The 23,854-nt window shown below is 38.7% G+C and carries 13 protein-coding genes; 8 read left to right on the forward strand and 5 right to left on the reverse strand.

The genetic code is table 11. From position 1 onward, the window contains the following. The first annotated feature begins 78 nt into the window (after positions 1–78). From Q0486_RS04000 to Q0486_RS04020, 5 genes are all read left to right on the forward strand, one after another. The gene (locus tag Q0486_RS04000) at positions 79–759 is read left to right on the forward strand and encodes an ABC transporter ATP-binding protein (RefSeq protein ID WP_154043934.1); all 681 of its coding nucleotides are present in this window, start codon (positions 79–81) and stop codon (positions 757–759) included. Between the two features lie 80 nt (positions 760–839). Continuing rightward, positions 840–3,191, forward strand: a complete 2,352-nt coding sequence (locus Q0486_RS04005; RefSeq protein WP_299230464.1) for an FtsX-like permease family protein — start codon at positions 840–842, stop codon at positions 3,189–3,191. A 49-nt stretch (positions 3,192–3,240) separates the two neighbouring features. After that, positions 3,241–5,631, forward strand: coding sequence for an ABC transporter permease (locus Q0486_RS04010; RefSeq protein WP_299230466.1), 2,391 nt, complete (start codon positions 3,241–3,243; stop codon positions 5,629–5,631). 18 nt (positions 5,632–5,649) lie between these two features. Continuing rightward, positions 5,650–7,986: an FtsX-like permease family protein gene (locus Q0486_RS04015; protein ID WP_299230467.1), complete on the forward strand. Its 2,337-nt coding sequence runs from the start codon at positions 5,650–5,652 to the stop codon at positions 7,984–7,986. A gap of 15 nt (positions 7,987–8,001) precedes the next feature. Next, entirely contained in the window at positions 8,002–10,341 is a 2,340-nt protein-coding gene (locus Q0486_RS04020; RefSeq protein ID WP_299230469.1) for an ABC transporter permease, read from the forward strand. A 76-nt stretch (positions 10,342–10,417) separates the two neighbouring features. Here the strand turns inward: Q0486_RS04020 and Q0486_RS04025 are convergent, their stop codons facing one another. Then, positions 10,418–10,618 carry a helix-turn-helix transcriptional regulator gene (locus Q0486_RS04025; RefSeq protein ID WP_299230471.1) on the reverse strand — a complete coding sequence of 67 codons (201 nt, stop codon included), beginning with the start codon at positions 10,616–10,618 and terminating at the stop codon, positions 10,418–10,420. Beyond that, a complete protein-coding gene (locus Q0486_RS04030) occupies positions 10,615–11,076 on the reverse strand; it encodes a hypothetical protein (RefSeq protein WP_299230472.1) in 462 nt (153 codons plus the stop codon). Before Q0486_RS04030 ends, Q0486_RS04025 begins: the two co-directional genes overlap by 4 nt. Before the next feature lie 259 nt (positions 11,077–11,335). Between Q0486_RS04030 and Q0486_RS04035 the strand changes: the two genes are divergently transcribed. After that, positions 11,336–12,694 (forward strand): sigma-54 dependent transcriptional regulator, encoded by a 1,359-nt coding sequence (locus Q0486_RS04035; RefSeq protein ID WP_299230474.1) that lies wholly within the window; start codon positions 11,336–11,338, stop codon positions 12,692–12,694. Next, the gene (locus tag Q0486_RS04040; RefSeq protein ID WP_299230476.1) at positions 12,691–13,938 is read left to right on the forward strand and encodes an ATP-binding protein; all 1,248 of its coding nucleotides are present in this window, start codon (positions 12,691–12,693) and stop codon (positions 13,936–13,938) included. Before Q0486_RS04035 ends, Q0486_RS04040 begins: the two co-directional genes overlap by 4 nt. Positions 13,939–13,963: 25 nt before the next feature. Here Q0486_RS04040 and Q0486_RS04045 read toward each other — a convergent pair whose 3' ends face one another. The 3 genes from Q0486_RS04045 to Q0486_RS04055 form a co-directional block, all read right to left on the reverse strand. Then, on the reverse strand, positions 13,964–14,773 hold the full coding sequence (locus Q0486_RS04045; protein ID WP_299230478.1) for a glycoside hydrolase family 16 protein: 810 nt from the start codon (positions 14,771–14,773) through the stop codon (positions 13,964–13,966). 80 nt (positions 14,774–14,853) lie between these two features. Then, a complete protein-coding gene (locus Q0486_RS04050; RefSeq protein ID WP_299230480.1) occupies positions 14,854–16,461 on the reverse strand; it encodes a RagB/SusD family nutrient uptake outer membrane protein in 1,608 nt (535 codons plus the stop codon). Between the two features lie 18 nt (positions 16,462–16,479). Continuing rightward, a complete protein-coding gene (locus tag Q0486_RS04055) occupies positions 16,480–19,584 on the reverse strand; it encodes a TonB-dependent receptor (RefSeq protein ID WP_299230482.1) in 3,105 nt (1,034 codons plus the stop codon). 303 nt (positions 19,585–19,887) lie between these two features. Here Q0486_RS04055 and Q0486_RS04060 point away from each other — a divergent pair, with 303 nt between their 5' ends. After that, positions 19,888–23,832 (forward strand): response regulator, encoded by a 3,945-nt coding sequence (locus Q0486_RS04060; RefSeq protein ID WP_299230484.1) that lies wholly within the window; start codon positions 19,888–19,890, stop codon positions 23,830–23,832. Positions 23,833–23,854 lie beyond the last annotated feature (22 nt).

Consider the following 23,854-nt stretch of genomic DNA (forward strand, 5'->3'; position numbering starts at 1 on the left):
AAACGACAGAGCGTTTTATACATAATTATCATACGAAATATATAAATGAAAAATTAACAACTAAAAACTCTAAAGAATATGATTAAAGTAACTAACCTCAGCAAAGTTTTCCGTACAGAAGAAATTGAAACTACAGCATTGAACGAAGTGTCTTTCGAAATAAACGAAGGTGAATTTGTAGCTATCATGGGGCCGTCAGGATGCGGCAAGTCAACATTGTTGAACATCCTCGGTCTGCTGGACAATCCTACAGGAGGCAGCTATGAACTGCTGGGACAGGAAGTGGCAAACCTGAAAGAACGCGAACGTACCAAATTCCGCAAAGGTAACCTTGGTTTTGTGTTCCAAAGCTTCAACCTGATAGACGAACTGAATGTATTTGAAAACGTGGAACTGCCTCTGAAATACCTCAACATCGGTGCGGCAGAACGCAAACAGCGCGTTACGGAGATTCTGAAAAGAATGAACATCAGCCACCGTTCACACCACTTCCCACAGCAGTTGTCCGGTGGTCAGCAGCAGCGTGTGGCAATAGCCCGTGCCGTAGTGTCAAACCCTAAGCTGGTACTTGCCGACGAGCCTACCGGTAACCTTGACTCAAAGAACGGTAAGGAGGTTATGGATCTGCTTACAGAACTGAACTCGGAAGGCACAACCATAGTAATGGTGACACACTCACAGAAAGACGCTTCAGTAGCACAAAGAATCATCAACCTCTTCGACGGACGTATTGTGGGTGATGTAAGAAATGAATTGTAAATGCAAGTCTGTTAGTTTTTAAGTTTTTGAGTCGGTTATCAACCTACTCAAAAACTTAAATCTCAAAAACTCAAGATGATATGAATGAATATAAGACATACTTTAAGTTCCTGAGCCGAAACAAGGTTTTCACGTTGGTAAATCTTGCAGGACTGAGCATCTCGCTCATGTTCATACTGCTGATATCAAACATGGTATTCAGGCAACTTACAGTAGATAAAGATATGAAGGATGCCGACAGGACGTATATAATGGCAAGCGATGAATACGCCGGAGGACATTATAATTTAGGAGACAAACTGCAAAGCCGCTATCCCGAAATAGAGGAATGGTGTGCCATTTCCGGATGTGTTGAATATCCAATAATGGCTGAAGATAAACAGATGAGTTTATATACAGGTCTGGCAAAGAAGAACTTCTTCAGTTTCTTCGGTTTTCCTCTTCTGTATGGAAATCCTGATGATGTGTTGATTTCGAATGACAATGCTGTTATAAGCCAGTCGGCAGCTATTAAGATGTTCGGAACCACAGATTGTATAGGCAAGACTTTCAAGACTATACAGCCAATGGCAACAAACGAATACAAAGTGGCAGGTATCATGAAGGATATAGACAACTCTGTCTTTCCTAGCGAATGGGAAATTATTTTACCATTCGAAAATATGAAGTATTATAACTATGGTTCTGCAATAGAGAATACACACATGAATAATGCCGGCGGAGCAAATCTGTTTTGCCGTCTGCTACCTAACACAGATCTAAATTCCAAGGCTGACGATATAGTTTCATATCTCAAAACATTTTTCTGGATATACGAAGGCGGAACACAAAAAACTGTAAAATTCATTCCTATCCGTGAGTTTTATTTTTCAGACATACAGTCTTCAATAGGCCTGAAACAGTACAATTATAAGGTTGTTGTGACCTTTATAATAATAGGAGTGCTCATCCTGCTTATGGCTATATTCAATTACGTGAGTATGAGTGTGGCGCAGACCAGTTACAGGGCAAAGGAAATGGCGACACGACGTATCTTAGGCTCTTCACGGAAAGATATTTTCTGGCGAATGATACTTGAGTCGTTTATACTTACAGCAGCATCTTTCATTATATCCTTCATACTTGCATTGGTAGTGGAACCATACGCCATGGATTTGCTTAAAGTAAAACTTGATATACTGGGCGACTTATCATATATTACAGTAATATCATACATACTGTTGGTTGCGGTTCTGGCATTCGCGTCAGGCATTGTGCCGGCATCAATATTGTCAGGATATAATCCTATGGATGTGGTAAAGGGAACGTTCCGACGCAAGACCAAACTGGTGTATTTCCGCGGACTGAATATATTCCAAAGCTGTCTTACTATAGCATTGCTGACTTGTTCTTTCTATTTCAGCATGCAGATATATAGAATTCTCAATGCTCCGCTTGGTTATGAATATGGCAGTATAATAGACTATCCTGTCATGGCGGGCAATGAGCAGATGAGACAGTTCCGTAGTGAGGCCCTGAAACTGCCTTTCGTAAAAAGGGTTTCTTTCGCTTGCGGGACACCCAACAATGGAGGAAACAACAATACAAACTACTTCAACAGTGCCGACACACTGAAATGTATGAGTTTCCAGACATTTATCGCTGATTCATCATTCTTGCAGATGTTTAACATAAAGATTACTGAAGACCGCGGACTCGGAAACACTGATGACAGTTATTTTGTCAGCGAAAATGCCATGAAAGATTTGCTTTCAATCGGTCAGGGACCTGATTACTACGTCAACAGATATGGATATAAATACAATATTCTCGGTCAGTTCAAGGACTTCAAGATACGCTCATTGATGGGTGAAGTTCATCCTCTTCAGATGAGAATTCTTCCGGTAGAAAAAGTTTCACCGTGGAATGTTCTGGTAGAAACCACATCGGCGAATGAGGAATACAAGCGTCAGCTCGATGGTTTGTTCTATGAAATAATAGGCGGAATACCTTTCGACTCAAAATGGTATCATGACGAAGTGCTCAACACATACGACAATATAACACGTCTGAACAAGACTATCGTCATATTCACATTTGCGGCACTCATCATATCATTATTGGGACTTACAGCCATGAGCCTCTACTTCGTATCACAACGTAAACGCGACATCTCCATACGCAAGGTTTTCGGTTCGAGTTCATGGATGGAACAATTCAATCTGATGAAATTCTCAATGAAATCACTGCTCATAAGTCTGGTTATTGCCACTCCGCTCATCTATTTAGGCATACGTCAGATAGACAAGTTTGTGGAATACGATCCTCACTTCCAGTGGTGGATACCGGTAACTGCTTTTGTCTTGGTGGTTGTCATTTCGTTAGGTTCCGTCTGGCTTATCAGCCTGAAAACCACATCGGACAATCCGGTGAACAATCTTAAAAGCGAATAATAAAGAACTTGATTGTAGTATCTATAACAACTTTAAAAAAATCAAAGTGATGAGAAGCATTATCAGACTATTCAAAGGTGCAGGAATACTTAACCTGTTAGGTATGACAGTTGCCTTTGCAGCAATATACATTATAATGGTCCAGGTGAATTACGACTGGAACTACAACAGCAAAATCAAAGACTTGGACCGTATATTCGTTGTGACACATAGGGACTGGTTCGACGAAGGGAAATACAGTGTGAACATGAGCCGCCCTGTTATGGAATCATTGATAGAACAATCGTCAATGGTTGAATCGTATGCTGTTCTACAAGGGAATATTCAGACTGAAATAAAAATAGCAGACGGCAATGACAACAGGGCATTCGAGCTTAACACCATGCAGGTGACAAGCGGCACATATGATGTATTCGGAATAGAAGCCGTTGCAGGTACTTTCCAAGGTATAGGTGAGGAAAATGTAGTGGCACTCAGCGAAAGAGCGTCACGCAGGCTGAACCTGAAACTTGGCGATGCAATCCAGCTGGAAGGCGAAAAGGACAAGAGAACCGTTTCTGCCATCTTCAAGGATATGGCTATGAATTCCATATTCGGAGAAACAGATCTTCTGTACAGTAATATTTATGAGAAAGAGTCATTAGACAATTTCGGCGAATGGTCTTACAGATATTTTATAAAACTTAATGACAAGAACAACGTAAATGCTTTCAGCGAAAATGCCACCAACTTTACTAAAAATCTGGTCAACGAAATGATAAGTTCCAATCCGGATATGGAACTTCCTACTCAGGAAGAGATAGACGAATACATAGGCAGAAATACGGTAAAACTATTCCCGCTAGAAGGATTTCAATTCGAGTTAAGCATTACAGACAATACCATAGTTTACCAATGTAACATTATCACTACAATAACATTGTTCATAGTATCAGTGCTTATTCTTGTCATCACACTGATAAACTATCTGAACTTCTTCATGGCACAGATTCCGGCAAAGCTGCGTTCTGTAAATACAAGGAAAATTCTTGGCAGTTCCAGACTGTCGCTCGTAATGGGCTTTATGGCTGAATCGGCTATATTGGTGGTGGTTTCGCTTTTCTTTTCATATATTGTAATAAAGATTATAGGCAGTTCCACATACGCCGAACTTATAAGTTGTCCGCTGGATCTTGGATATAATGCCGCAGTGGCGGTACTGACGGTTTTTGTCGCACTGATAATGACTGTAGCGTCAAGCATATATCCTGCAATGCACGTCACTTCATTCTCTCCTGCCCTTGCCATTAAGGGTACAATGGGCACAGTGAGCAGAGGCAAGTCATTCAGATATATACTTGTAGGATTCCAATTCTTTATATCTATCCTGTTCGTGCTGTGCGCATTCTTCATCAAGATGCAATACGACTATATGATGAACTACGACATGGGATTCAATAAGGAATCGCTGTTCACGGCATACGTTCCGGTAAACTCAAACAATCACAATTTATACACTACCGAACTTCAGAAGAAGACAGCCATCAAGGAAGTGGCATGGGGAGCATCATCTCTGGTCAGCGTATATAGAATGGGTTGGGGAAGAGAATTCAACGGTAAGAATATAAGCTTCATCAGCTATCCAGTCTCATACAACTTTCTGAAGTTTATGGGGATAGATATTGTTGAGGGACGCGACTTCACACAGGCAGACGAAAAATGCGAGAAAGGTATTTTCATATTCAACGAAATTGCTAAAGAGAAATTCGGATTCAGCCTTGAGAGCAAAGTTAGCGGACATATAGGTGAAACTGATATTGCCGGTTTCTGCGAGAACTTCAAGTTCAAGCCACTTCATTATAAGGAAGAACCGTTCGCGTTCTACGTTTTCGGGAAAAAACCGTGGTGGCCTGTAAGTCACCTGTATATCCGAAGCAATCCTGGAGCAACTTACAGCGAAGTACTTCAGGCAGTGAAAGAAGTGGTGGCCGATATTTCGCCAAACTTCAACACCGAAGAAATAAACCTGAAGTTCTTCGACGAGGAACTTGGAACACAATACCGTAAGGAACAGAAACTAATCAGCCTTATAACGCTGTTCACCATACTTGCAGTAATCATATCACTGATGGGAATAATAGGTCTACTTATGTTCGAAACCAAGTTCCGCAGAAAGGAAATAGGTCTGCGAAGAGTTCATGGAGCAAGCATACGCGAGATACTGGAGATGTTCAACCGCAAGTTCTTCTACATACTGCTTATAAGCTTCCTGATAGCTGCGCCTGTGGGATATATTGTAATGGATTATTACTATAGCACATTTGCCTACCGCTCTCCATTGCACTGGTGGGTATTCCTGCTGGCATTCGTCATGGTAGCAATAATTACCGTAGGAGTTGTCACACTATGCAGTTATAAGGCAGCTTCGGAAAATCCGGCTGAAACACTGAAAAATGAATAACCGATAAATAATAATATCATGTTCAAGTTCAACAACATATTGAAGATATTGTCTCTAGGAATAGGTCTTGCCATAGGATGTATTCTTATAGCCAAGGTATGCTTTGAGTCGTCATACGACAATTTCTACAAAGGCCTGGAACGGATATATCTGATAAAACCGAATTATTCACTCAGGGGCGAAGTTAATGAATCTGATCAGGTGAGTGGCGGTATCGCTCCCGGATTTAAGAAATATGTACCGGGAGTGGAAAGCGCCACACGCACCACCTTCCTTTTCGAAAGCGAAAAATTCTATACGGAAGAAAAGGCTCTTGTAACCGGTATGCTGGTTTTAGCGGATACCGCATTCTTCGATGTCTTCGACCGTAAGATTCTGGCAGGAAACCCGAAGGAAGTATTGGCTCAGAGATTCAACATTATGGTAAGCCGTTCGTTTGCCGAAAAGTTGGGAGGCATTGACAAGGCAGTAGGAAAAATTATTTATAACGAAGAGGCGCCCAAACTAAAGTTTACCATAGGAGGAGTATATGAAGATTTCCCGGAAAACGGAAGTCTGTATTACAACATTCTGCTTTCAATGGAAACTTATCCAAAGGAAAGTACTGACAACTGGCTCGGAAATGACAGATACAAAGGATACGTAAAACTTGAAGAAGGTGTTACACCTGAATCCATCGATCCAGCCATACGCAAGATGATGGACAAGAACCTGCCAATGGAAGAACTTGAGAAAAGCGGATACGAGATATGGTGCGTACTCAGTCCGTTCCATAAGCTTCATACATCCGAACCGTACGTAAGGAATCTTATAATCATCCTTTCCGTAGTTTCGTTTGTACTGGTACTGATATCACTGATGAACTATATGCTTATATCCATATCGGAAATGGTGAAACGCTCGAAGGAGATAGGTATCCACAAATGCTATGGCGCAGAAGGAACAAACATATACGGTATGCTGATAAAAGAGACATCAGTTTATCTGTTCTTCTCACTGCTTTTGGCATTCCTGATGATATTGGGATTCAGACAGACGATAGAATATCTGCTCGGAGTCAGTCTGGAGGCTCTTTTCATAAAAGAGACGATGATTGTACTCTGCGGAGTGATACTGGTATTGTTCCTGGTTTCGGCTTTACTTCCGGGATATCTTTACAACAAGATTCCGGTAAGCGTGGCGTTCATGAACTACAAGGAGAACAAAAGAAAATGGAAACTATGTCTGCTGTTCATCCAGTTTATCATAAACGTGTTCCTTCTGAGTTTTGTTTTCATCATTGCCGCTCAGTACGACAAGGCTCTGAATGATGATCCGGGATATAATTACGACAACGTGTTATACTATAATGTCAGAGGAGTAGATAACGTACAGGCATCTAGAAGCGTGGAAGTAATATCATCGCTTCCAGATGTAGTTGACGTAGAGAGAGCATACACTCTTCCATTCGACTATTGCTCTGGAAACAATGTATATCTTCCCGGAGGCGACAGCGAACTTTTCAACATAGCCGACCAGTATGCCGGCACAGAAGGGTTCTTCGAGTTCTTTGACATTCCAATAATTGAAGGACGTGTGCCCGCCGCAGAAAACGAGATTGCCGTCAGCCGCAGCTTCGTGGAAAAGATGAAAGAGTTTACAGACTGGAATGACGGCCCGATAGGAAAAGGCATTTATCTGACCGAACATTCAGACTCTTCGGCAATGAATCTTGGAATTCTGACAATCTCGGGAGTTTACGAGGACTACCGTATCGGACTGCTGAACAGAATGGACGAACGTCCGAGCGTACGCTTTACAGGCAATGCTGAGAATGAATATATGCCATACGTACTTATAAAGGTAAAGGATATCAATCCTGAAACAATAAACAAGATTCAGAAGAAGCTGGGTGAAGTGATTACCGAAAAGGAGATGGAAGTTTTCTCATACGAACAGGTAATGAACAGCATGTATGATGACAACAAGAAGATGAAGAATACCATCCTTGCCGGAAGTATATTCTCCATAGCGATAGCCTTCCTCGGACTCGTGGGATACGTCCGCGATGAAGCACAACGAAGAAGCAAGGAGATTGCCATACGCAAGATTAACGGAGCCACTACGGCAGAAATCCTTTCGCTTTTCGTAGCCAGCATAATGAAATGGCTCGTTGTTGCCTTTATCATAGGCGACGCACTGGCATATTATGTGGCAGGACTCTGGCTGGAACAGTTTGCCGAGAAAGTAAGTCTGTCATTGCTATATTTCCTTGCAGCAGACCTGATAGTAGCTATAATAGTAGTAGCTACTGTGGTAATCTGCAGCCTGAAAATATCGAATGCAAATCCGGTATTGTCACTTAAAAATGAATAACAAACACGAATTCATATGCAAGCACTGAGAAACATAAAATATACGTTGAGGAAATACTTCGTTCCAATGCTTATGAGCCTTATAGGTCTGATTCTGGCATTCAGCGCCTTTATGCTCATATCCGTACAGTTGGACTTCGAAAAAGGCTTCGACAGATTCCATCCTGATGCCGGGAACATCTACAGGGTGGATCTTTCGGACAACAATACCATTTTCCGCTCGATTCTTCCTCCGGGATTTTCGGACGAGGTTATACGCTCTTCAAGTCATATAGTAGCGGGAACAGTGGTATGTCCGTTTCTGGGAGAGGTATATATCACCACTATGAAAGACGGAGTATCCAGCGGATTCATAGAAACCGCCAATGTGGTGAGTGAAGACTTTTTCAAGGTCTTCGGAATAAAGATTGTAGAAGGCGATTCCGCAACACTGTCGAAAAACGAACAGCTTGCCATTCCTCAAAGCATGGCACGCAAGATTTTCGGCAACGAATCCCCCATAGGTAAACAGGTGAAGATTAAGTCCGGTACCGGATTTCTGCGTTCCGACAAATGGACTGTAGGTGCCGTTTACGAGGACTTGCCCGCAAACTCGCAGATACGTAACGAGATATACATGAAGATTCCGGACTTTTTCCTTCAGAACTTCGGGGCAAGCAACTTTGTATGCTATCTCCGTCTTGATGACAACGGGAATGTTTCTCTGGTTGAGGATGAATTCAACAGCAAGTTCGAGTTTGATAAATACCGTGGTCTCACCCCAATTTATCTCACACCGCTGGTTGACGTATATTTTCAGGAAGAGAAATCGGACGGACGTGTATTCCGGAGCGGAAGTCTCACACAATACAATGTACTGACCATTATCTCATTCCTCATAATCATTGTCGGTCTGCTGAACTTCACAAATTTCTATACCTCACTCATTCCGTCAAGACTAAAATCCATCAACACCAGGATTATACTTGGCGAGGACACCCGTACGATACGTATGGAGATAATTCAGGAAACTGTCCTGCTGTCGCTCATAGCATTTGCCGGAGCTGTGATTGCAGTCGTTTTCCTCTCTCCTGCTGTCACGGAAATAGGAATCGTAAACACTGTGTTCAGCTTCGGGAAGAATTCCTCCATCGTAATCATAACACTGCTTCTGGCTCTGTCCGGAGGAATGCTTTCCGGAATATATCCTGCATTTTTCGCCACATCATATACCGGAGAACTTGCAATGAGAGGCAACTTCAACCTAAGTTCTTCTGGTATGAAAATCAAGAAAACCCTCCTGTGCGTGCAGTATGCCATTTCGTGCTCATTGATTCTGTTTATAGCGGCAATCTATCTGCAGAACAGGATGATGCTTCAGTTCGACCCGAAGTTTGACAAGGATCGCATAGCCATTGTAGGACTGACAAGCGATATAGTGAAGAACAAAGGCTCGTGGATAAAGGAAGAACTTCAGAAATATCCTGAAATAGAAAATGTGGCATTCACGTCCGAAAGATTCGGGGCACAGGACACTTACTGCACTGAGGGAATAGAATATAACGGAACAGACATTCCGAGCTTCCTGATATATGTCACTCCTGATTTTCCTGAAGTGATGGGAATAAAGATGACAGAAGGGAAAACATTCCCTAAAACGAGCAAAGGAGACATCATAGTAAACCGCTATATGAAAGACAATTACGGTATGGAACTCGGGAACATCCCTTCCATGGAAGCGGAGGCAATAGGTATATGCGACAATGTAAACTTCACGTCCATGCGCAAAAGCCAGAGTGCTGTATGCTTCATTTCCCTACCGACTGAAAGCGGATATCTGTCGGATATGTTTGTGAGACTTGCTTCCGGACACGACAGAACCGCGGCGGCATCCCGCATAAAGGAGATAATCAGCAAAGTGGAACCCGAATATCCTACCGAAGTATTGTTCTACGACAATGTGGCTGCCGCACAATATCAGCGTGAGAATTCTTTCGCCCGCACGATGCTATGTTTTTCAATAATAGCAATAGTATTGTCACTGGTCGGCGTCTTCTCTATGGTAATATTCGACATTCAGCATAAGAGAAAGGAAATAGCCATCCGCAAAGTGTTCGGTGCAGACTACACCGATGTACTCTGGCTGGGAAACAAGCCGTACTTCTTTATTGTCCTGGCAGGTTTCATAATCTCAATACCCGTAGCAGTGACAGCAATAAACGAATATCTCCGGGGATTTGCCATGAAAGTAAATGTGTCATGGTGGATATTCCTGCTGGTGTTCCTGTTCATACAGGTGCTTACTGCAATACTTGTAGTCGTGAGATATAATTCACTGGCACTTGAATCTCCAAACATATCATTGGAGACCGAATAAATAAAAAAAATCTCTCTCTAATCAATCCGCAGGCTACACCTGTTCGTGATGAATGGATGTGCCTGCGGATAATATTTCAATCATCTTCCTCAAGTTGGAATATATCGTTCACCGTCTTGCCAAAATAAGACGCTATCTTAAGCGCAAGAACTGTAGAAGGAACATATTTACCTGACTCTATGGAATTTATCGTCTGACGGCTGACCCCTACCGCTACGGCCAGATCCTGCTGGGTGATGTCTTTTATAGCCCGCTCTATTCTTATGGTATTTTTCATTTTTCAATTTTGTTTAGTTTATGAAGTACATATCTGAACCTCAATACAGACACAATAAGGAATATATAAAACAATGCTCCCAAACAATATACATAAGCAAAGCCAAAGAAAAATATAGTTTCAAAAATAAATATGACCGCTGTACATCTTAATGAGAACAACATTGACTGAAGACGAATCTGCATAATCATCTCGTCTTCTACTTTCTCTTTTGACAGGGCTATGAATATAAGAGATGAAAAAACACCTAGCATCCATATCTCCATAAAAACATCTTCTCCTTCTGCAATACTGAACCAGTGCCTGGAAGTTAACAAATCATTATAAATATAAGGAAAAGAAATTTCAATAGAGGGTGCCATACCTAAAAAATCAATACAAGCCATGATAAAAAACGGGACCAACATGAAAAGACCAATCTTCATGTAACGATGCGGTAATAAATAATTCTTTTTCATAATGATTTAATTTTAAGAAAACAGACAATGTACTATTTATTTTTATCTCCCCACAAATATAAAGTATATTTTCCATATAGACAAGTATACTTTACATTATATCGTGTTTATTTAACATAAAAAAGAGACTTTGATATAAATATTATAGATCTATACAATTGTGCAAATTATGATTGAACTAACATTTTTATATGATTATGCCAAACATGACATATAAAACTTTTATTTTTGCATTAATTGTTTTTTATATACAACAACTATGAACAAAGCCAAAATATTAGTAGTAGATGATAATAGCGGAATAAGGGCAGCACTCCAACTGCTACTGCCTAAATACTTCAAGGAAGTAAAGGCTGTGGCATCACCAAACGTCATAAGTTCACAGTTAAGAGAATTTATGCCTGACGTAATTTTGCTGGATATGAACTTCCAGTCGTCTGCCAATACCGGAAATGAGGGATTGTACTGGCTTTCGGAAATCAAAAAGACAAGCCCTACTACCGAAGTTGTACTCTTCACCGCTTATGCTGACATATCACTGGCGGTAGAGGGAATGAAGCGCGGAGCATTCGACTTCATTGTAAAACCTTGGGAAAACGATAAACTGATTTCTGTGCTTGATGCCGCCTACAAGCACAGGGATGCAGGAACAAAAAAGAAAAACATAAAACCTGCGGTGAGTCAGACTGCAACAATGCACTGGGGTAGCAGTCCTGCAATGAAAAACATATTCCGCACTGTAAATAAAATAGCCTCAACAGATGCAAGCATTCTCATTACGGGAGAAAACGGTACGGGAAAAGATGTGCTTGCGGCAGAAATTCACCGTCTATCGGACAGAGGAATGAAGCCGATGGTTTGTGTGGATGCTGGAGCGATAACGGAAACATTATTCGAAAGCGAACTGTTCGGACATGTAAAAGGAGCATTTACTGATGCCCATACAGACCGTGTGGGAAAAATAGAACAGGCAAACGGTAGCACCCTGTTTCTTGACGAAATAGGAAATATCCCTCTTAATCTGCAGGCCAAATTGCTCAGAGTTCTTCAGAACAGGACGGTAAGCAAGGTGGGAAGTTCGCAATCAACTCCTGTAGATATACGCCTCATCTGTGCCACAAACCGCAACCTTGAGGAAATGATACGAAACGGCGAGTTCCGCGAGGACCTCTATTACCGTATCAACACCATGCATCTACAACTTCCTCCGTTAAGAGAAAGGACTGACGAAATTATCCCTCTGGCAGAAATATTCATAAAGAGATATGCCGAGAAATATCATCGTGAAGTATCGGGTATTTCAAGTGAAGCGGAAAAGGCATTGGTTTCATGCAGATGGAACGGAAACATCCGTGAACTGCAGAACACGATAGAAAAGGCTGTAATCCTGACCGACAGTACGGAGCTTCAGCTTTCGGACTTCTGTCTGCCTGACAGACAGCACACCTATGAGGTTCAGCAAGTATCAGCATCAGGAGAAGAAACACTGGAAGAAGTGGAGGAAAGAACCATACGTGCCGCAATGGAAAGATATAACGGCAATCTTACTCATGTGGCAAAATCGTTGAACATAAGCCGCCCTACCCTATATACGAAACTGAAAAAATATAATATATGATTTCGTATGAAAATGTCATATTAATCATTATTGCAACTGCATTAATATCTGCAATAATTTCCGGTATGTATTACGCACGAAGGACACACCGCAAGGTTTCGTACATTCTTGACGCACTGGAAGACAAGGAGACAAATTTCCGTTTTGACGAAAAGAAAGTGTTGTACCGCAGATTAAACAAGACTCTGAACAGAATACGTCTGATTTTCGAAAAGGAAAAGCAGGAAATAAACGAACAGGAACGTTACTACGGCCAGATGCTGGACAGGGTAAAGACAGGTATAGTGGTAGTGGAACTGAACGAGAAATTCAGTGGAAAAGTTTCATATTGCAATGCGGCAGCACTGAATATACTAGGAGTGGCAACGCTAAGCAACATACGCCAATTGGCAAATGTCAGTCAGGAAATACAGGAATGTTTTGAAAATATTTCCGAAACAAACAACGAAATGCGTGTTTCCTTCTACAACGAAAAGGGACAGATCACACTTTCAGTTTCGTCATCTGAAACATCTTTGCAGGGAAAGAATGTAAAAATTATAGTTATAAATGACATAAGCAACGAAATGTCGCGCAACGAAGAGATGTCGTGGAACAAACTTATCCGTGTGCTTACGCATGAAATAATGAACACTGTAACTCCAATAGCTTCACTGAGCCATACACTGTCAATGGACATAACTTCATCCGGAAACAAGGCTGTAAACAAAGAAGAACTAAAATTAGGTCTTGACACAATATCTGAATCTGCCCGCGGACTGATAAAATTTGTTGACACATACCGTTCGCTGACACGTGTATCCGCACCTGTAAAAAAGGCATTCTATATGCAAGAGCTTATTGACAGAGTTACACAGCTGACACGTGAACAAATCAGTGCTTCAGGAGCGAAACTAAGTTACCTAGAGAAATCGGATGACATTCTTCTTTATGCAGACGAAGACCAGATTTCGCAAGTACTGGTAAACCTGATAAGGAATGCTATTCAAGCCAAAGCCACAACCATAGATATAACTGCCGAAATAGACCTTAACGAAGCTGTTATAGTGAATATATCAAACAACGGAAATCCTATAAGCAAAGAGAATTATGAGGATATTTTCGTTCCATTTTACACAACAAAGCAGGAAGGTACTGGAGTAGGATTAAGTCTTTCCCGCCAGATTATGCGTCTCCATAACGGAAGTATATCACTGGTATGCAGCAATGAAAAAATTACCGTTTTCAAATTGATGTTCAAATAATAACAAAACAAATATTTTACATATATCATATTTTTGTCACTTTAACCCAATCAATCCATAACTCACCTGGCAAATCATTATCATCAATTTCTCCTGGCCATGTAGGATTACCATTCAATTCTCCACCAAGAGAAAAATTCAATATTATGTCATAAAGATAGTCACAAAACGGAAACTGCATTTCTTCTGAAGGTAAATTCTGATTATTATATCTCCATGTTTCTACACCATCGATATAAAATATTACAGCTTCTTCTGTTCTGTCGGCAGCATATACATGATATTGTGTTACATCAAAATCTGTAGGACGATTAGGATTAGTAGCACCAGAAGAACCATGATCACCATTTATGTAATAAGTATGTACAGTCTGATAAATATCATAAGGAGTTCCCTGTACCCATTCCATAATATCCACTTCACCTCCTCTTGGCCAAACCGGAGCATTCATAGGCATCTGCCATATTGCGGGAAAACCACCTTTCACTAGTTTTGTCAACCTGGCACGTACTTCAAGACGTGTATTGCAAGGGAAGCCTGTCTTTGTTCTGATACCACCATTTTTATATACTCCGTCTTCCTTAGATGCCTTAAGTTTTAATACTCCTTCTTCCACCTTGACATTTTCATATCCCTTAACATATTTGAAATGTTGCGCCCACGCATTGTTTCCATGTTTACATAATTCCCAGACGGAAGTATCAGGAATTGATGAATCACCTGAAAAATCATCAACAAATAATATATTGTCATCTTTCTGTCCGTTACATGATGATAAAAATATACCAAGCAATATAAAAACAGACGACATAAGAGTGTAAACTTTTTTATACATAGTTATTATATTAAAATTATGAAGGTTAATAAAATAGGGTTGCCTTTTGAGCAACCCCTATTATTCAAACTCTTATTTAATTATTTCCATTCATCATGTTGTACAAGTTGCTTATTGGTATCAATTTCACCTTGTGGTATTGGCCACACTGTATCCTGAGGACCACGATAAGTACGGTCATAAACTCCAAAGCCATAGAACTCCTTGTCATGTTGCATACGTTTGATACCATTTTCCCATTCACCCCATCTGTACAGATCGGCAAAACGCAAATCCTCGAATGCCAATTCTACACGACGCTCATGACGGACAATAGCTCTCAATTCGTCCTGTCCTAAATTAGTACCTTCCACCTTTTCGATAGCAGGCATTCCAACACGGGCACGAACTTCATTGATATATTTGCTGACTTCTTCCTGTGGAAGACCCTTTTCTATTTTAGCTTCAGCCATTGACAAAAGAACTTCTGCATAGCGGATAATATAATAATCCAAACTTCCATCATACTCATTAGCTGTATTTTCAGGAGTATACCATTTCAAGATACAAGCTGTGGAAGATGCAGGCAGGTTATTTGTAAATTCCTTACCGTTCCATTTCATACCAGGCAACATCAATGTAGCTTTCAAACGTGGATCTCGGTTTTCGTATCTTGCATAATCAGGTTTATCTTTAGTATGTCCACCTTTTTCAAGGCTTCCTTTAAATAAAGGAGACTTATCAATTGGAAGACCATCAATACAATAAAAATCATCGCATAAGTTCATTGATGCTTCAATTGCATTCATAGGACCTCCCCAACATACTCCAAATGTGCTACCTTCTTTCAGTCCGGGACCCTTAAAGTGAACACTCAACAAAACTTCATCACATTGTTCGTTTTCTTCTTTAAACAAATCTCTAAAGTTAGCCTCATAGTTTGAACCATCACCAGATTTAAACAACTGTACTTTTCCTATTACATTATCGTATGCAGCAATCGCATCATCCCATTTTTCATTGAATAGTGCCATACGTCCCATAATAGCATATCCGGCCTCACGAGTCATTCTACCTTTTGCTTCCGAACCCTTAACAGGCAAATTAGGTAAGTTTGCTTTCAGATCAGCAAGAACATTTTCTGCTATTTTAGCTTTCAATTCTTTAGGTGCTTCAGGATTTTCCAAAGTCAAAGGAGCTGTAAGATAAGGGACGTCCCTGAATACAGATGTCAAATTACAATATCCTAAAGCTCGTAAAGCTATTGCTTCAGCCTTTATTGCAGCTTTTGTATCATCTGACATAGGAATTCCATCTATCTTTGATATAAGAAGGTTACAACGCTTTATCATTTCAAAATTAGAATTCCAATACATTGAAAAACATTCGTCTGTAGTAGCAGATGTTCCTTTTGAAATAGTACTTCCCAACATCCAGTCACCCCAAGTATGATCACCATTATCTGTAGAGCTTTCACGTACTAAAAAGCCAAATGCCCATCCGTCAACATTGTCGTTATATAAATTGGCAGCCTGCATTGCATCATAACAAGCTGCAAGAGCCATTACTGCATCATTTTCAGATTGCCAGTAGGTTGCATCTGAAACCTGATTAGGATTATTCAGGTCAAGAAAGCTGTCTGAACAAGAAGCTACAGCCAAAGTCAAACCGGAAAATAATATTCCTTTGTATAAATATTTTAGTTTCATAATCGTATTTTTTATGGTTTAGAAGGTTACGTTTACACCGAATGAGAATGATTTAGCATTCGGATAATTATCGTTACGGGTATCTCCTGAGCCTTTTTCTGGATCCCAGTTATTAAGTTTAGTGAATGTAAGCAAATTTGTTCCGGCAAAATAAATACGGAGTTTTGAAACCCCAATTTTAGGTATTTCGCCAAAAGTATAACCAAATTCAAGATTCTTCAATCGCAAATAACTTGAATTTTCCAACCAGAATGACGAGAACTGATCGTTCATTGTATTACCCAAAGCAGGCATAGAGCCATTAGGATTACTTGCAGACCATCTGTCAAGCCATCTATCGGTAAAATTACCACGGATATCTGTTGTTGTTTCCCAATTATAACGATATATACCTGCTACTCCCTGCCAGAAAGTTGACAAATCAAAACCTTTCCAACCTGCTCCCAAATTAACACCGTATGTATATTTAGGGAATGGATTACCGATAATAGTTCTATCTTCTGGTGTAATATTAGCATCATCATTAATATCAGCATACATAATATCACCAAGTTTTGGTTTTACACCATTTTGCAGAATCTGCTCACCTTTAGAATTTGTTCTATTAATATCAGCTTCAGTTCTGTAGATACCAATGGCCTGATAAGCATAGTAAGCACCGATAGGTTCACCGACACGATTTATTGTCTGTCCACTAATTCGTTCATCCAATCCACCCATGTAAAGAATTTCATTTTTCACATGTGAAAGATTAAACCCTGCATACCAATTCCAATCACCTTTACTGTCATTATAATTAACATTCCATTCCCATCCTCTGTTACGTACAGTACCTACATTTTGATATGGAGCTCCCAATGATCCCAAGAAAATGTTAGGCATAGCCAACTGCATTAGGATATCTGAAGTCTTTTTATCAAACCACTCAAATGTAGTCTGTATCCTATTATTAAGGAATCCCAAGTCTATTGCAGCATTGATAGTTCTGGTTGTTTCCCATTTTATATTCTCGTTAGCAATAGAAGTTGATACCATACCTGTCTGTGGATCTTTTCCCTGATCAAAGTAATAATTACCGGAAGCACCCAAACTGGACAGATAAGCATAACTACCTATTTCCTGATTACCCAATTTACCCCATGAGAAACGAAGCTTACCGAATAACCATTGATAGTCTTCCATAAATGATTCATTTGTAAATACCCAACCTGCTGATAAAGACGGGAATGTAGCATATCTGTTACTCTTAGGCATACGAGAAGAACCATCATGACGTATATTCGCTTCAAAAAGATATTTGTCCGCATAACTATAGTTTATGCGTCCGAAAAATGACTGTAATCTATATTCGTTACTATTACCTATTGCCGATGGATTTTTTGATCCTCCATCAAGTTCATAAATATTTTCTGTAGGGAAGCCTTCTTTACCTGCCGTAGTTGTAGAGCGTGAATAACTTAACAATGAGTGACCTGCCAACACATTCAGACTATGCAAACCGAATTTTTTGTTATAAGTCAAGATGTTTTCATTAGTCCATGTAGTTTCTCTCCAATAATAATCTTCAAGTCTGTTGTTTGCTCCCGGAATTTTCAACTCATTTCCTTCAGCATCATATCTTCCCAATTCTTTAGGCTTATATGTTTTCACTGCATTCATATTGAAAGAATAGGCCAAACTTGTTTTAAACTGAAGTCCATCAATAATGTCAATTCCTGCGTATGCTTTACCGTTAAATCTCCATGTTTCGTCTTTGCGATAACCTTCATTTATAAACTGCATTGGATTTTTCACCATCTCAGCATCTTTCAGAGAACCGTCAACATATCCATAATGACCATTAGAATATCTTACAGGAACTGTAGGTCTTGAGAACCACGACAGATAACGCATTACGCTGGTATCTCCACTAGGAGAAACATATGCCGGCTGATCTACGTTATTCTTATTGCCCGAAAGATTCAAACCAAAATTAAAAATACCTTGTTTGCTGTCTATATTAGAACGGAAAGCAAACTTTTCTGCCCCTGTTTTACGCATGATACCTTCCTGGTTTGAATAAGAAATGGATGTCATGTAATGTGTATTTTCGTTACCACCGGACACAGACAAATGATGCTGATGCATACCTGCTGTTCTGAATACTTCATCAAGCCAGTTGGTATTTGCATAATGATCCGGATCGGAACCGTCTCTAAGTTTTTGCAAAGCAACATCATCGTAAGTTCCTGGTTTAACTTCATTCTTCATCAATGCCCAGTTATATGCATCCACATAATTAGGAAGCATAGCTTTCTGGATAGTGTAATTACCAGAATAATTAACACTTACTTTACCTGCCTTACCTTTCTTTGTAGTAATAAGTATAACACCGTTAGCAGCACGAACACCATAAATTGCTGCCGATGCGGCATCTTTCAATACTGAAATATTTTCAATATCAGCCGAAGGGATATCACTCATTTGCGAAAGGGTACCTTCAACACCATCAATAATAACCATAGGATTATTGTTTCCGAATGTTCCTACACCACGCACACGGACTTCCATATCCTCCTTACCTGCCTGACCGCCATTCTGACTAATCATCAAACCTGGCATACGTCCCTGCAACAATGAAGCTGTATTAGATGTTGGAACATCCTGAATATCCTTTGCTGATACAGAAGAAACAGAACCTGTAAGATTAACTTTCTTCTGTGTACCGTAACCTACAACAACCACTTCCTCCAATGTCTCTGAATCTTCCAGAAGAGTTAATTTGATTTCTGTTCTTCCATTAGTAGTTATTTCCTGAGTCTTATATCCAATATACGAAACAACTAAAACCGCATCTTTCGATGAAAGATTTAGAGAAAATCGGCCATCAAAATCTGTAATTGTACCATTGGTAGTTCCTTTTTCAAGTACATTTACACCAATAAGGGCTTCACCTCTCTCATCTACTATTGTACCTGTAATGGTAGAATTCTGTTGTGTTACTGAAACAAGATTTAGGTTTTGATCTGTACTTGCCTCCGCATAAGCATTTATTGAGACAAGTAAACCTATGGTTACAGGAACTGACTGTAATAAACATCTCCTCCATGGAGAATTCTGTCTGAAAAAAATGTCTTTTTTCATAGGTTTTTGTTTTAAGTTAACTATTCAATAAAATTGAGTTTAAAAAAAATACTGTATTGATTATTTTCCTTTTGCATTTTTCACATTGCAAAACTATATAATTGACTGTTCCATAACTTTAAAAAAATGACTTTAGATTTTAAAAAATCGACATAAATATGTGATTTTCAATATTGTTATAGTATTTCTTGTATTTTTTGAAAATACATAATAAGAAAAATCCATTTTAAGATTAAACATTAAAGGTATTATATATTGAAGTATTATTATTACATTTGTAAAAACAAACCTCAAAAATCCAATATGAGAATCTCACGGATAATATTATTTATAATAATAATTGGGGGCTCATTGCTCCATATCAACAAACTTTATGCAGACTATTCATATAGCCAGATATATTTACCGTCTGATGTTCCTTCAGTTGTTCATTGTATTTTTAAAGACAAGTATGGATTTATATGGATGGGTACCAGAGCCGGATTATTCAGATATGATGGTCAAAATATAAAAGATTATAATAAAGATAAGAATTCCCCTTTGGGAAGTTATATCTATAAAATATTTCAGGATGACAACGAACATTTATGGGTACTTACCAACAAAGGTATTTGTATATACGACTATTCAATAAATGGTTTCAGCCTAATAAAAAATGACAATGATATACCTCTCATCGCTTTAAGTGCTATCGTCCATAAGGGAAAGATTATACTTGGAGGGAAAAATACTATTTATAGTTACGACATATACAAAAAACAAATAAGCCCAATTATATCATTCAATGAATCAAATGATTATAATGTATCAAATATGATTCTTTCAGGAACAGATACACTTATTTGCAGCGACAGATGGTATGGAATGAGAATTGTTGACCTAAAATCAAAAAAATCATACACAGCTTTTCCAGAATGCGGAAATGATATAATATGCACATATCAAGACAATGAAGGCAAAATATGGATTTCTTCGTATAACCAAGGAGTACGCTGCTATGACAAGAGACTCAAATTTCTTAATTACTATTCAAAAAAGAATTCTGAAATAAGCAGTGATATTGTCTTGAGTATTATCGAGCATAAAGGAGAAATATGGTTTGGTTCTGATGGTGATGGAATATCTGTACTCAATCAGGAAACAGGTGTTTTTAGAATTCTGAAACATATTCCTAGCGAAAACAATTATTCTTTACCTTCAAATTCTATAATATGCTTGTATGAAGATTATTATGGCAATGTATGGATAGGCAGTATTTATTACGGAGCTATATGTATGCATGAAGTTTCGATGAGAACATATAAAGATGTTCTGTTTGGTGACAATAGCGGACTGACACATTGCACCGCACTATATTTGTTCAAAGGAGAAAATGACAAACTCTGGATAGGTACAAACGGTGGAGGATTAAATATGTATAATCTTAAGGATGAAAAATTTTCTCATTTTCCAACTACTATAGGTGACAAAGTAACTTCTATCTGCGATTTCGGAAAGAATAAGCTTCTTATATTTAATTTCGCCCAGGGAATTTTTGTTTTTGATACAGTAACAGGAACAAAAAAGCCTTTTATACTTATAGATAAAAAAACTAACGAAGAACTTTGTAACCACGGTAATTCCGTTTTCATATATAGAAATACTCCTAAATCTATATTGTTCCTTGCGAATTTTGTATATTGGTATGACGAAAAAACCGGAACATTCGATACTATTAAAGAAAAAAATAATGTTGAGCTAGGTATCGGTTCACTGGTTGCAATAGGGAATGACTCAACCTATACATATATTAATGATATAAATAATGTTTACAGACTGGATAACAGAACCAAAACATTGGAAATGATTTTCAAAGTTTCCAACGACGCTTCAATTACATCTGTAAGTTTGGACAATTCCGGAATTATTTGGGTTGGAACAGATAAAGGGTTAATCAGATACGACAACAAGAGTCATAAACACGAGTGGGTAAAAACAGAGCTTTTCAATCGTGTATCATCTGTGGTATGTGTAAACAATAAAGTATTGGTAGGAGCCGAATCCATGCTTTTCTGTTGGGATGTTGACAAACAGAAGTTTTTGTTTTACGGAGAATCTGACGGCGTGATGCCTAATGAATATATGCCTAGCTCGAAACTCGTAAATTCAGACGGACGGATTTTTATGGGCGGAGTAAGAGGATTATTAAAAATAGACAAACTATTGGATTACGAAAGTACCTCTGCACTTTCTCTGAATCTTTCTGAAATAGAGCTTAACGGCATGAAAACTTTTTTTTCTACCGATGGTCAAATACCGGAACTGAAGATGTCTGAATCAGGTAGTTTGATTATAAGGGTATTTGCTAACGGTGAAGATATATTCAGAAAAAAAATGTATAAATTTCAAATATATGGACCTGATACAAAAAAAAATATCGAAACATACAGATCAGAACTTGCATTGCATTCATTGTCTGCTGGTAAATACCGGATATTAGCCTCGTGCAATACAAAAGATGGTAACCAAACTGACGAAAAATGTATTCTCACACTTAAGGTCATTCCACCATGGTATAAAACCAAATGGTTTTTCCTGTCATGCATTCTGTTTTTGGTATTAGTATTCATTTACATAAACATATTGATAGTCAGAAAAAAGACAGAAAAACACAATCTTATTATCAAAGAGCGTGAAAAACAAATGTATGAGGATAAAATCCGTTTCCTTATAAATATAAGCCATGAACTAAGAACTCCTCTTACATTAATCCATGCACCATTACAAAGAATCTTGAAAACTTTGGATATGGACAACCCATTATTACTTCCTCTTAAAGGTATCTACAGACAGACTCAACGCATGAAGAATCTTATCAATATGGTACTTGACGTCAGGAAAATGGAAGTTGGCAACGGAAAACTCAATTTAAGTATAACTGATGTAAACGAATATGTAAAATACATAGGTCAGGATTTCATTGAAGAAGCAAAAGCCATTGGAGGAGATGTTATGTTTAAGCTAGATAATTCTGTAGGTAAAATAGAAGTGGATAAACAGAAATTTGACAGTATACTTACAAACCTACTAATCAATGCTCTGAAACATTCTCTCAGTGGTGGTAATATAACTATATCTACAGAAAATATTATTAAAAGTGATTCCGTAAAAATATCAGTATCCGATCAGGGACATGGACTTAAAGAAACAGATCCATCCATGCTGTTCAGACGATTTTATCAAGGAGCCGGCGAAGAGACCGGAACCGGAATAGGATTGTCATACTCAAAAATCCTGGTTGAAATGCATGGAGGAAAAATTGGAGCATACAACAATGAGGATGAAGGTGCAACATTCTTTTTCGAGCTTCCAAGGAAACATGATAACACTAGGGCTTACGAGCCTAAACAGTATATGAATGAACTGATATTCGACTTTAACGGAGATGATAAATCAGAAGGAACAAAACTTACTGACATGGATACATTGTCTTATACTGTTATGATAGTAGATGATAATGCCGACTTGAGAAGTTTCCTAAAATCTGTACTGAAAGGGTATTTCAAAAAAGTCATTACTGCTTCCGAAGGTGAAGAAGCCCTATTACTTATAAAAAGCCATTTACCGGATATCGTAATAAGCGACGTTATGATGCCAGGTATGAACGGTTATCAGTTATGCAAATCAATTAAACAGGATTTTTCAATAAGCCATCTTCCTGTAATTCTATTGACTGCAAAAGACGATGAAGAAAGTAGGCTTAATGGATATAAAAATGGAGCTGACGATTATATCCTAAAACCATTTGATGTTGATATGCTTTTGGAAGTAATAAAAAACAGATTAAGAAATAGAGACATTGCACGTAAAGCCTATTCAGATACAGGAAAGCTGCCTACAGCCGAGTCTACCACATTCAGCCAAATTGATGAATCGTTTATAATTAAAATGAATTCAATTATAAATAATAATATAAGTAATCCGGAGTTGGGAGTACAAACTATCTGTAATGAACTTGGAATGAGTAGAACTTCAGTATACAGCAAACTGAAAAACCTCACTAATATGGGCATAAACGATTATATAAGTAAGGTCAGAATGGAAAAAGCAATAGAATTGCTTCAGAATACAAATATGTCGTTTGTAGAAATAGCTGTAAATGTAGGATTTACATCACAAAGTTATTTCAGCACAGCGTTCAAGCAATATACAGGGAAAACACCTACTGCATATAAAAAAGAGATGAAGAACATGACAAATAATTCTTAAAAAGCAACAGGTCAGGTAAATC

Origin of the sequence: uncultured Bacteroides sp. (assembly GCF_937912035.1) — a bacterium.
Taxonomy (GTDB): Bacteria; Bacteroidota; Bacteroidia; order Bacteroidales; family Bacteroidaceae; genus Phocaeicola.